Genomic DNA, 12348 nt, shown 5'->3' with positions numbered 1-12348 from the left:
CTGATACATACTAACTAGTCAGGAGACTAGTTGGGTTTTTTATTATATTCGAGTGTAAGGAAGTAATGACATGGAAAAAGATATAGAATATATCGAACAATTGTTGTTTCAAAATTCATCAAATATCGATGAATTAAGGCATTATGCTGAACAATATAATGTTCCAATAATGGACAAAATCTCCACAGAGTTTGTTAAACAATTAATTAGAATTAAAGATGTGAAAAGTATTCTAGAGATTGGAACGGCAATTGGATATAGCGCGATGCATTTTGCTTCATGTGATCCGAGTATTAATGTGTGGACGATTGAAAGAAAAGAAGAAATGTATGAACAAGCTCTTTCAAATATTAAAGACTTTGGTTATGAAAGCCAAGTTAATGTTATCTTTTCTGATGCATTAGAAGCTTTTGAATTATTACCTACCGACCAGTCATTTGATATGATTTTTATCGATGCTGCTAAAGCACAATCACAAAAGTTTTTTGAGCTTTATGAACCACTGCTTAAAGATGATGGCATCATTATTACAGACAATATTTTATACCATGGTTTTGTAAGTAATATTGAAATTGTAAGAAACAGAAACGTTAAACAAATGGTTAAGAAAGTTCAAAAATATAATCATTGGTTAATGAATCATGAAAATTATAAAACGACATTGATTAATATTGGTGATGGAATGGCCATTTCTAAAAAGGAGAAATTGTAATGACAGAATTACTAGTGACACCTAAGTCCGTTGAACATATTGAACAATTAATCAAATTAGGTGCTGATGCATTTGTCATTGGTGAAGAAAAATTTGGATTAAGACTTGCTGGTGAATTTAAAGAACCAGAACTTCGTGAAGCCATTAAGCTTATCCATGAGCATGGTAAAAAAGCATACGTAGCGGTAAATGGTATTTTTCATAATGAACATATTGATGATTTGGAATCCTATATTGATCTGTTACATGAATTAAAAGCAGATAGAATCATTTTTGGCGATCCAGCAGTTGTTATGGCAATGAAACATCGTGAGAATCCTATACCTTTAAATTGGAATGCTGAAACAATCGTGACAAATCATTTTCAATGTAATTATTGGGGTGATAGAGGTTCAGCTAGAGCAGTGTTGGCTCGTGAGTTAAGTATTGAAGAAGTACTAGAAATTAAAGAAAAAAGTAATGTCGAAATTGAAGTACAAGTACACGGCATGACTTGTATGTTCCAGTCTAAAAGAAAATTACTTGGTAATTACTTTATGTATCAAGATAAAGTCATGAAAATTGAAAATCGTAAAGAAAATAAAGACATGCTTTTATATGATGAAGAAAGAAGTAATAAATATCCAATTTATGAAGATTATAATGGTACACACATTATGAGTCCGAATGATATTTGCTTAATCGAAGACTTAGAGGATTTATTAGAAGCACAAATTGATGCGTTTAAGATTGACGGCGTACTTCAAACAGAAGAATATATTAATATCGCGACTGAGCAATATAGACAAGCGATTGACTTATATAACGAAGATCCAGAGTTATATGAAGATGAAAAATTTATGTTAGTTGAACCTATTGAAGAGGTTCAAAAAGATCATCGTCCAATGGATCAAGGATTTATGTTCAAACAAACAGTTTATTAAGTTATATTAAAGGAATGATATATATGAAAGTTCTAGAACCTATTGGCGCTAGTCGTCAAACAAAGATAAAAAAACCAGAACTTCTAGCGCCTGCAGGAAATTTAGAAAAACTCAAAATTGCTGTTCATTATGGTGCGGATGCAGTGTTCCTAGGTGGACAAGAATATGGTTTAAGGTCAAATGCTGATAACTTTACGATGGAAGAAATAAAAGAAGGCGTCCAGTTTGCAGCAAAATATGGCGCGAAAATTTATGTTACAACAAATATTTTTGCACATGATGAAAATATTCCAGGGCTAGAAGAATATTTAAAAAATCTAAATGAAACGGGTGCACACGGTATTATAGTTGCCGATCCACTTATTATAGAAACGTGTAAACGTGTTGCACCTAATTTAGAAATCCATTTAAGTACACAACAATCTTTATCAAATTACCGTGCAGTTCAATATTGGAAAGAAGAAGGGCTTGAGAGAGTCGTTCTAGCTCGTGAAACGAGTGCTGAAGAAATGCGCGAAATGAAAGAAAAAGTTGATATTGAAATAGAAACATTTATTCACGGTGCAATGTGTATTGCATATTCTGGTAGATGTACATTAAGTAATCATATGACAGCAAGAGACTCAAATAGAGGTGGCTGTTGTCAAAGTTGTAGATGGGATTATGATTTAATTTCAGTAGAAGAAGATGGAGAATTAGAGCCATATTTCGATGGTAATGAGATCACACCTTTTGCAATGAGTCCAAAAGACTTGAAATTAATCGAATCAATACCTAAAATGATGGACATCGGTATAGATTCTCTAAAAATTGAAGGTCGAATGAAATCTATTCATTATATTGCTACTGTTGTATCTGTATATCGTAAAGTAATTGATCGCTATGCTGAGGATCCAGAAAACTTTAAAATTGATCCTAGATGGTTGATTGAATTAGATAAATGTGCGAATAGAGACACTGCACCAGCGTTCTTCGAAGGTGTACCACATTACGAAGAACAAATGTTTGGACACGAATCAAATAAAAAAACACCTTTTGATTTTTGTGGATTAGTGTTAGACTATGACGAAGTATCACAAATAGCTACCATCCAACAAAGAAATTATTTCAAGCCAGGACAAGAAATTGAATTTTTTGGACCTGAGATTGAAAACTTCACTCAAGTCATTGATAAGATATATGATGAAAATGGTGAAGAGCTAGACGCAGCCAGACATCCACTTCAAGTCATTCAAATAAAAGTGGATCGTCAGATTTATCCAAATAACATGATGAGAAAGGGAATCGTTTGATGGGAAAGACTACAATTATAGGTATTGCAGGGGGTTCTGGTTCAGGTAAGACTTCTGTAACATCCGAAATTATGAAAAATTTAGATGGATATAGTGTTGCATTAATAGAACAAGATTACTATTATAAAGATCAATCACATATGTCTTTTGAAGATAGATTGAAGACTAACTATGATCATCCATTCGCTTTCGATAATGAAAGATTAAAACAAGATTTAACAAGAATTAAAGATGGACATGCAATTGAAGTGCCTACGTATGATTATTCAAATCACACGAGAAGCGATAAGACGATTAGATTCGAACCTAAAGATGTTATTATACTTGAAGGTATATTCGCGCTTGAAAATGAAGATTTACGTAATTTAATGGATGTTAAGATTTATGTTGATACTGATGCTGACTTAAGAATTTTACGTCGTTTAACGAGAGATATTAAAGAAAGAGGACGTACGATGGAGTCAGTAATTGATCAATACTTATCAGTTGTAAGACCGATGCATATCCAGTTTATTGAACCAACTAAGAAATATGCGGATATCATCATCCCTGAAGGTGGTAGTAATAAGGTAGCTATTGATATTATGACTACGAAAATTCAATCGTTAGTTAAAAATATTTAAATAATTATAAAGTAAAGGAAGATGGAAGAATGGAAACACAAAAAGAATTTCCTATGACACAGGAAGGTTTTAACAAATTAGAAAAAGAACTTGAAGAATTAAAAACAGTTAAGCGACCAGAAGTCGTTGAAAAAATAAAAGTAGCACGTAGTTTTGGTGACTTATCTGAGAACTCTGAATATGATGCAGCTAAAGATGAGCAAGGTTTCATTGAGCAAGAAATTCAAAAAATTGAAAATATGATTCGTCATGCTCAAATTATTGAAGATAATGGTTCAAAAAATGACGTGCAAATCGGTAGAACTGTAACATTTACTGAAATTCCAGGTAACGAAGAAGAAAGCTACAAAATTGTAGGTTCAGCAGAAGCAGATCCATTCGAAGGTAAAATTTCTAATGAATCTCCAATTGCTAAAGCTTTAATTGGTAAAAAATTAAACGAAGAAGTAAATGTTCCATTACCAAATGGTAACGAAATGAAAGTTAAAATCGTAAAAATCGATTAATCGTATAATAATTTAATAGAAAAGCTGTAGAAACGTATGAAACAAACGTTTTTACAGCTTTTTTTTTATATATAAATCATGGTATTATGATAAAGTATAATTGATTTAATTATCTGATTATTAAAAGCGTTAACAAAGGGGTGGTAAAATTGGATATTAAGCAAGTGAGTGAGACGCATTTTATGATTTATGAACAAAATGAAATCAGTCCAGAAATAAGGAATAAAATTTCGACAATCGCTTTACATATTGAATCATTGCAGCATCCTGCTGTTATAAGTGTGACATCATCATATCGATCAATCATGGTCGCATTTGATGTTAAACATTATACATACGAAACACTCCTTGATGAACTAGACTTACATCATTTAAATCTTAATCAAGAAAATGCATCACGTTCAAAAAAATTGATAACATTACCAGTTGTATATGGTGGTGAATTTGGACCAGACTTAAATATTGTTGCTGAGCATGCACAATTATCAGAAGAAGATGTGATTCAAATACATACGGAAGAAAATTATTTAATTTATGCAATTGGATTTTTACCTGGCTTTCCATTTTTAGGAGGACTAAATGAGAAAATACATACACCTAGAAAGGAAACTCCTAGAAGTAAAATCGTCCAAGGATCTGTTGGAATTGCAAATAATCAAACAGGACTTTATCCGAAATCATCACCAGGCGGATGGCAAATTATTGGTCGCACGCCGATAGATGTTTTTAACTTAGATCGAGAGCCTATGATTTTATACGAAGCTGGAGACTATATTGCTTTTAAAGCAATTCATCAAGAAGAATTTACAAGAATCGAAGACGAAATTGCAAATGGCACATTTGATTATAGTCAGTTAGTAGGTGAATTGAAATGAAATGTATAAAACCCGGTTTGTTTACAACTGTTCAAGATATTGGTCGATCAAAGTTTGAAAAAGATGGATTTTCTGAAGCGGGTGTTATGAATCAATATTTATACAGTATCGCAAATGCTTTAGTGGATAATGACAATGCACCTGTTTTAGAAGTGACTTTAAATGGTCCTACATTGAAATTTGAAGAATCGAACATCGTTGCATTTGTTGCGTATGATGCTGATATACAGCTTGATGATCAAACAATACCAGTAAATACAGCAATTTATGTAGAAAAAGGGCAAGTGCTCAATATAAAGACTATTTCATCTGGGGCGAGAGGCTATTTAGCTTTTCATAAGTCTTTAAATATTGAACCCATATTAGACAGTGTATCGACACATACTAGAAGTGGCATAGGTGGCATGAATGGAAGAATATTAAATAGAAATGATGTTTTGAAATTCAAAGATAAAACAATCAACCATGACATTATAGGTAATACGTTTAATATCAATCAATTAGAAGATGCAAACATCATTCCAATTATGGAAGGGCTACAATTTGATGAATTTACATCAGAAGCACATGACCAACTTGTTAATCAATCATATACAATATCAGAAATGTCAGATCGTATGGGTTATCGATTAAATGGGGATGAACCGCTTGAACATAAGCACAACGCAGACATTATTTCTGAACCGATTGCACCAGGTAGTGTACAAGTTCCTATTAATGGTCAACCGATTATATTGCTTAATGATCGTCAGACGATAGGTGGTTATACAAAGATTGCTACAGTTAGTTTTATAGGTAGAGAAAAGCTCTCTCAATTAAAAGCAAATGACAGCATTACTTTTAAATGGATTTCATTTGAAGATGCCACGCTTGAATATCAAACATATATTAAACAATTAGAAGCAGATATAGATGATATTAAACTGAAAAAATATAAAGATTTAAGCAATATTCGTCCTAAATCTAAAAAAATCGCAAAACTTATAAAGGGGAATCAGTCATGAATATAGAAAAGATAGAAGAACTTATTAAACTCATGAGACAAAATCAAGTAAATTATATGAAATATAAAGATGAAACGGTCGAAGTCGAGTTAGATTTAAAATCAACATCAAATAACGTGACTACAACACCAGTCAATAATGTTGAAGAAAACACGCCATCAGCAAATCAGGAAGAACAGCTTAATACAATAGAAGCGGAAATTCTTGGAACATTTTATTTACAAGATGAAGAAACATTACTAAATCCACTTGTCAAAGTTGGAGATGAAGTGAAAAAAGGTCAAGTTGTCGGTTATATCGAATCAATGAAAGTGCTCAATGAAGTTATAAGTGAGTATGACGGTATCGTTAATGATATTCAAATTAATCATGGGGATCCTGTTGAATACGGACAAACGATTATCACATTGAAATAAGGGGGATTTATATGATTAAGCGTTTACTGATTGCAAACAGAGGTGAAATTGCGGTAAGAATCATTAGAACATGTAGAATGATGAATATCACAACAATCGCAATATATTCCAAAGCAGATAAAGATAGTTTACATGTGCAATTAGCAGATGAAGCCATTTGTATTGGACCAAGTCAATCAAGTGATAGTTATTTAGATATTGAACGCATTTTAGAAGCTTGTAAGATGAGTAAAGCAGATGCGATTCATCCTGGTTATGGATTTTTATCAGAATCCACGACTTTTAGAAAAAGAGTAGATGAAGAAAATATTATCTTTGTCGGTCCTAGTTATAATACGATGGATTTAATGGGAGATAAAATAAAAGCAAGAGAAACGATGTACAACGCGAACGTACCTATTATTCCTGGGTCTATTGGAGAAGTAAAGACAGTTAAAGAAGCAGAAGAAGTTGCTCAAAAAGTAGGCTATCCATTTGTATTAAAAGCTGCTAGTGGCGGTGGTGGTAAAGGGATTCGAATCGTACAAGAACCTGACCAACTTGAACAATTCTTTAAAGAAGCTCAATCTGAAGGCGAAAAATACTTTGGAGATAAACGTGTGTATATTGAAACATTTATTGATGAAGCTAGACATGTGGAAGTTCAAATACTCGCGAGTAAACATGGAGAAGCGATTCATCTCGGTGAACGTGATTGTTCAATTCAAAGAAAGAACCAAAAGTTAATCGAAGAAGCACCTTGTGCAGCATTAGATCAAGAAACGCGAAATTCACTACATGCTGATGCTGTTAAAGCTGCTAAAGCTTGTAATTATGAAAGTGCTGGAACAATTGAATTTTTACTAACTGATGACGGCTATTATTTCTTAGAAATGAATACGCGCATTCAAGTTGAACATACAGTCACAGAATTATTAACAGGTGTTGATTTAATTAAGCAACAAATATTAGTAGCTAATGGTGAGAAGTTATCTATTAATCAAGAGGATATCCATTTTGATGGGCATGTGATTGAATGTCGTATAAATGCTGAAAATCCAGAAAAACAATTCCGCCCAGCAGCAGGTGTTGTTCAAGCATTACATTTACCTAATGGATTTAATACGAGAGTAGACAGTATGTTATATGATGGCTATCAAATTCCACCATACTACGATTCATTAGTCGCTAAAATACTTGTTAAAGGTGAAGATAGACTTGAAGCAATTGAAAAAATGAAAGGTACGTTAGAAGAAACGGTCATTGATGGTTTTCCGACAACGTTAGACTTTTTATATCGCGTGTTGAGCTATGAACCATATATTAAAAATGATATAACCATTAAATTTCTACATGAACATAAAATCGTTTAAGGAGAGGGTATTATGGTACAAGTTGATTTGAATTGTGATTTAGGAGAAAGCTTTGGTAACTATAAACTTGGTAATGATGAAAGTATATTACCTTTAATTACTTCTGCAAATGTCGCTTGTGGTTTTCATGCAGGAGATCAGCACGTTATGAATGAAACAGTTAAATTGGCAGTTCAACATGATGTACATATTGGTGCTCATCCAGGATTTCAAGATTTAATTGGATTTGGTCGTAGAAACATAGATGTTACACCAGAAGAAGTTTATGATTTAGTCATTTATCAATTAGGTGCATTATCTGGATTTTGTAAAATACATCAAACAAAAATACACCATGTAAAGCCACATGGTGCGTTGTATCAAATGGGTGCTAAAGATCCAGTAATTGCCGATGCAATTGTTAAAGCAGTGAAAGATTTTGATGATCAATTATTATTTGTTGGTTTATCTAACAGTGAACTAATCGAATCATGTAAACGTCATAATTTAACGTATAAGAGCGAAGTATTTGCTGATCGTGCATACGAAGATAATGGCCAATTAGTTTCAAGAAAAAAAGAGGGCGCGCTTATAAAAGATACTAACCAAGCTGTCGCACAAGTTATTAAAATGGTAAAAGAATCTAAAGTTATGACGATAAATGGAAATGAAATTCCGATTGAAGCAGATACAATCTGTGTACATGGAGACGGACAACATGCTTTAGATTTTGTTCAAGAAATTATTCGACAGTTTAAAGCTGAAGGCATAGAAATTAGTGCAATGAAATAGGAGGAAAGCGTATGAAGCAAAATAAAGGGTATGAGGAGTTAAATCAACCGTTTGAAATAACAAATAAGCATAGAAGAATTCTATGGGGTGCAGTATTCTTAATGGCTACTTCATCTATTGGACCAGCATTTTTAACTCAAACGGCAGTTTTTACTGAGCAATTTCTTGCAAGCTTTGCATTTGCAATACTTGCATCTATTCTGATTGATATCGGTGCACAAATTAATATTTGGCGTGTTATCACAGTTGTCGGTAAAGGTGGACAAGATATCGCGAATGATGTGTTTAAGGGGTTAGGTACATTTATCGCAATATTAATCGCTATTGGTGGGCTAGCATTTAACATCGGTAACGTTGCAGGTGCTGGACTAGGACTTAATGCGATATTCGGTTTAGATGTAAGAATTGGTGCAGGTATTACAGGCGTATTAGCGATTTTAATATTTGTTGTTAAAAACGCACAAAAAGTCGTAGATATTATTACACAAATTTTAGGTGTGCTCATGATTGCCATTGTTGCTTATGTAATGGTATTAACGAAACCACCAGTTGTCGAAGCGGCACAAAAAATGATTGTACCTGATGATATTAGTAAACTCATCGTACCAATCATCACATTGGTTGGTGGAACTGTTGGTGGTTATATTACATTTGCAGGTGCTCATAGATTGTTAGAAGCGGGTATCACTGGAAAAGGCTATATTCCATTTGTAAATAGAGCGGCCATTTCAGGTATTTTAACAACGGGTATAATGAGAACATTTTTATTCTTAGCAGTACTTGGTGTTGTTGTTACAGGATTCACTTTAAATCCAGACAATCCACCAGCTTCTGTATTTGAACATGTATTAGGACCTGTCGGTAAACAAGTATTCGGTGTTGTATTATTTGCAGCAGCATTATCATCCGTAATTGGCTGTGCATATACAAGTACAACATTTATTCAATCATTACATCCATCTATTAAAAATCATAGAAACTTAGTTATTATTATTTTCATAGTCGTTTCATCTATTGTATTCTTAACAATTGGTAAGCCAGTTAAATTGTTGATTATTGCTGGTGCATTGAACGGTTTGATTTTACCAGTAACTTTAGGAACAATTTTAATTGCTTCTAAGAAGAAAAGTATCGTTGGTGACTATAAACACCCAACTTGGATGATTGTAATTGGTATTATTGCTGTTGTTACAACATTAATAGCAGGGGTCTTATCATTACAAGGCTTACAAAGTTTGTGGAATAGTTAAAAACTTATTTCAAAGTATACTAATTATGTTAATATAAATATGAATGAATATGATGGAGTGATAAAGCATGATTGGTATTATTGGAGCAATGGAAGAAGAAGTAGAAATATTAAAGTCATCTATTGAAAATAGAGAAACAATCCAAATTGCACATGTTATTTTTTATAAAGGTAATATAGAAGATAAACAAGTTGTATTAGCACAAAGTGGTATTGGTAAAGTAAATGCTGCAATTACAGCAACATTACTTATCAATGAATTTAAACCAAATTTAATCATTAATACTGGATCAGCAGGTTCTGTTGATAGCGAATTAAATATTGGTGATATCATTATTAGTAATAAAGTTTATTATCATGATGTTAATGCAACGGCATTTGGCTACAAATTGGGACAAGTACCAAGTATGCCAGAATTTTATGAAACTGATAAGGAATTAATTGACTTAGCTAAATCATCAATAGAACAACTTGATTTAAATGGTATTGTTGGTGAAGTTGCTACAGGTGATAGTTTCATAGGCTCAATTGATCAGCGTAAAGTGATTAAATCTAACTTTCCTACTGCGAGTGTCGTAGAAATGGAAGCTGGTGCAATTGCGCAAACTTGTTACCAATATAATGTGCCTATTATTGTTACGAGAGCTGTTTCAGATTTAGCAGATAAAGAATCTGATGTTACTTTTGAAGAATTTTTAAAAGTAGCTTGCGTCAATTCTAGTAAAATTGTAAAATTATTATTAAATAGAGTGGCATAAGGAGGCAGTTTCATGTTAATATTAATGGCTATCGCTGTCATTGCTACAGCACTTGTTGGTTATGTGATTTATGCGAATACAGAAGTTGAAAAATCTTCTGACCGTGAAATTACAGAATAATATTTAGTGTTGCGAATCGTAAGTGATTTGCAACACTTTTATTTTGTATTGAACTAAAGGAATGTAAATATAATTTATGTTAAAATAAAAGATAATATTGAGGTGTAATAATGGGATTATTTACAAAATATTTTTTACCAAATGAATATGTTCAATCAGTTTTTAATATCGAACCTGAACATTTAAAATCTAAAAATATAAAAGCAATTATCACAGACTTAGATAATACATTAGTTGGTTGGGATGTTAAAGATCCAACAGATGAAGTGAGAAATTGGTTTGAAAATATGAAAGATAATGGTATAACAGTTACGATTGTTTCTAATAATAATCAAGAACGTGTTGCGTCATTTTCATCAACATTAAATATTGATTATATTTTTAAAGCGCGTAAACCACGTGGTAAAGCGTTTAGACAAGCAGCTAAATTAATGAACGTCAATAAGTCTGAAGTAGTTGTTATTGGTGATCAAATGTTAACAGATGTGTTTGGTGGAAATAGAAACGGATTATATACAATTATGGTCGTACCTGTGAAAAAAACAGATGGTTTCGTTACGAAATTTAATCGATTAATAGAAAGAAGATTTTTAAATTACTTTAAGAGAAAAGGTTTAATTAACTGGGAGGAATAAATTTGACAGAGTTTGCTAAATGTATTGGTTGTGGTGCAACACTTCAATCTGAAAATCCGAATGAAGCTGGATACGTTCCACAATCAAGTTTGAATAAAGAAGATGTCATTTGTAAAAGATGTTTTAGACTTAAAAATTATAATGAAGTCCAAGATGTTGATTTAACAAGTGAAGATTTTCTAAATATGTTGAAATCTCTTCACAATGAAGATGGTCTAATCGTCAATGTTGTGGATGTATTTGATTTAGAAGGTTCGATGATACATCGCTTAAAAGATATAGTAGGTAAGAAAAAAGTTGTACTTGTCGCGAATAAAATGGATATCTTACCTAAAGCCATTAATAAAAGAAGAGTTGAAATATGGCTAAGAAATCGTGCGAAAGACTTTGGACTTAATCCTGACGAAGTTGTACTGATTTCTGCATATAAAAATCAAGGAATTGATGATTTATTATCAACTATCGAGAAAGTTAGAGATGGTAAAGATGTTTATGTAGTGGGTACAACAAACGTAGGTAAATCTACATTAATCAATAGATTGATTGAAAAGAGTGTTGGCGAAAAAGAAGTGATTACAACAAGTCATTTTCCAGGTACAACATTAGATATGATTGATATTCCATTAGATGATGATTCATATATGTTTGATACACCAGGTATTATTCAAAGTCATCAAATGACACATTACGTTACAGATAAAGAATTAAAAGTTGTTATGCCTAAAAAAGAAATTAAGCCTAAAGTGTATCAATTAAACGAAGAACAAAGCTTATTCTTAGGTGGCTTAGTTAGAGTGGATTATGTAAGTGGCGGTAGACGTTCATTAACTTGTTTTGTATCAAACGATTTAAACATTCATAGAACAAAGTTATCAAACGCTGATGATTTATGGAAACGTCAAATTGGTGAACTGCTTAAACCTCCATATGATCCATCAAACTTTAACTTCGACAACTTAAAAACAACTAAGATTACAACTGAAGCTGAAAGAAAAGATGTTATGATTTCAGGATTAGGATTTGTAACTGTAGATGCAGGTGCAGAAATACATGTTACGGCACCTAAAGAAGTCGAAGTTACATTAAGAACATCTATTTTATAAGAGGTGAAT

The 12348-nt window shown here is 32.4% G+C and carries 14 protein-coding genes; all 14 read left to right on the top strand.

What is annotated here, in order from left to right; genetic code table 11:
• Positions 1–70: 70 nt before the first annotated feature.
• The 14 genes from LQ679_RS01660 (at position 71) to yqeH (ending at position 12339) form a co-directional block, all read left to right on the top strand.
• Positions 71–712 carry an O-methyltransferase gene (locus tag LQ679_RS01660; protein WP_126477539.1) on the top strand — a complete coding sequence of 214 codons (642 nt, stop codon included), beginning with the start codon at positions 71–73 and terminating at the stop codon, positions 710–712.
• Positions 712–1635, top strand: a complete 924-nt coding sequence (locus LQ679_RS01655) for a peptidase U32 family protein (RefSeq protein WP_037588393.1) — start codon at positions 712–714, stop codon at positions 1633–1635. The genes LQ679_RS01660 and LQ679_RS01655 overlap by 1 nt, the downstream gene beginning before the upstream one ends.
• Before the next feature lie 23 nt (positions 1636–1658).
• Positions 1659–2927: a peptidase U32 family protein gene (locus tag LQ679_RS01650; protein WP_037588390.1), complete on the top strand. Its 1269-nt coding sequence runs from the start codon at positions 1659–1661 to the stop codon at positions 2925–2927.
• The gene (gene udk, locus LQ679_RS01645; protein ID WP_025904232.1) at positions 2927–3550 is read left to right on the top strand and encodes a uridine kinase; all 624 of its coding nucleotides are present in this window, start codon (positions 2927–2929) and stop codon (positions 3548–3550) included. Before LQ679_RS01650 ends, udk begins: the two co-directional genes overlap by 1 nt.
• Before the next feature lie 29 nt (positions 3551–3579).
• On the top strand, positions 3580–4056 hold the full coding sequence (gene greA / locus LQ679_RS01640) for a transcription elongation factor GreA (RefSeq protein ID WP_025904231.1): 477 nt from the start codon (positions 3580–3582) through the stop codon (positions 4054–4056).
• 149 nt (positions 4057–4205) lie between these two features.
• Positions 4206–4931 (top strand): 5-oxoprolinase subunit PxpB, encoded by a 726-nt coding sequence (gene pxpB / locus LQ679_RS01635; RefSeq protein ID WP_239762009.1) that lies wholly within the window; start codon positions 4206–4208, stop codon positions 4929–4931.
• Positions 4928–5935 (top strand): 5-oxoprolinase subunit C family protein, encoded by a 1008-nt coding sequence (locus tag LQ679_RS01630; protein ID WP_239762008.1) that lies wholly within the window; start codon positions 4928–4930, stop codon positions 5933–5935. Before pxpB ends, LQ679_RS01630 begins: the two co-directional genes overlap by 4 nt.
• Positions 5932–6351: an acetyl-CoA carboxylase biotin carboxyl carrier protein gene (locus LQ679_RS01625; protein WP_204252596.1), complete on the top strand. Its 420-nt coding sequence runs from the start codon at positions 5932–5934 to the stop codon at positions 6349–6351. Before LQ679_RS01630 ends, LQ679_RS01625 begins: the two co-directional genes overlap by 4 nt.
• 14 nt (positions 6352–6365) lie before the next feature.
• Positions 6366–7703 carry an acetyl-CoA carboxylase biotin carboxylase subunit gene (accC, locus tag LQ679_RS01620; RefSeq protein WP_239705345.1) on the top strand — a complete coding sequence of 446 codons (1338 nt, stop codon included), beginning with the start codon at positions 6366–6368 and terminating at the stop codon, positions 7701–7703.
• 12 nt (positions 7704–7715) lie between these two features.
• On the top strand, positions 7716–8474 hold the full coding sequence (gene pxpA / locus LQ679_RS01615) for a 5-oxoprolinase subunit PxpA (protein WP_037588380.1): 759 nt from the start codon (positions 7716–7718) through the stop codon (positions 8472–8474).
• An 11-nt stretch (positions 8475–8485) separates the two neighbouring features.
• Positions 8486–9724 (top strand): NRAMP family divalent metal transporter, encoded by a 1239-nt coding sequence (locus tag LQ679_RS01610; RefSeq protein WP_239762007.1) that lies wholly within the window; start codon positions 8486–8488, stop codon positions 9722–9724.
• Between the two features lie 67 nt (positions 9725–9791).
• Positions 9792–10481 carry a 5'-methylthioadenosine/adenosylhomocysteine nucleosidase gene (locus tag LQ679_RS01605; RefSeq protein ID WP_239762006.1) on the top strand — a complete coding sequence of 230 codons (690 nt, stop codon included), beginning with the start codon at positions 9792–9794 and terminating at the stop codon, positions 10479–10481.
• Between the two features lie 230 nt (positions 10482–10711).
• Complete coding sequence (locus LQ679_RS01600) at positions 10712–11236, top strand: YqeG family HAD IIIA-type phosphatase (protein ID WP_025904225.1); 525 nt, start codon at positions 10712–10714, stop codon at positions 11234–11236.
• Positions 11237–11238: 2 nt separating this feature from the next.
• Positions 11239–12339, top strand: coding sequence for a ribosome biogenesis GTPase YqeH (gene yqeH, locus LQ679_RS01595; RefSeq protein ID WP_119650964.1), 1101 nt, complete (start codon positions 11239–11241; stop codon positions 12337–12339).
• Positions 12340–12348 lie beyond the last annotated feature (9 nt).

The organism is Mammaliicoccus sp. I-M35 (assembly GCF_022386455.1).
GTDB lineage: Bacteria > Bacillota > Bacilli > Staphylococcales > Staphylococcaceae > Mammaliicoccus > Mammaliicoccus sciuri_A.
Note: the sequence above shows the minus strand (reverse complement) of the source record. Positions and strands in the feature narration are given on the sequence as shown.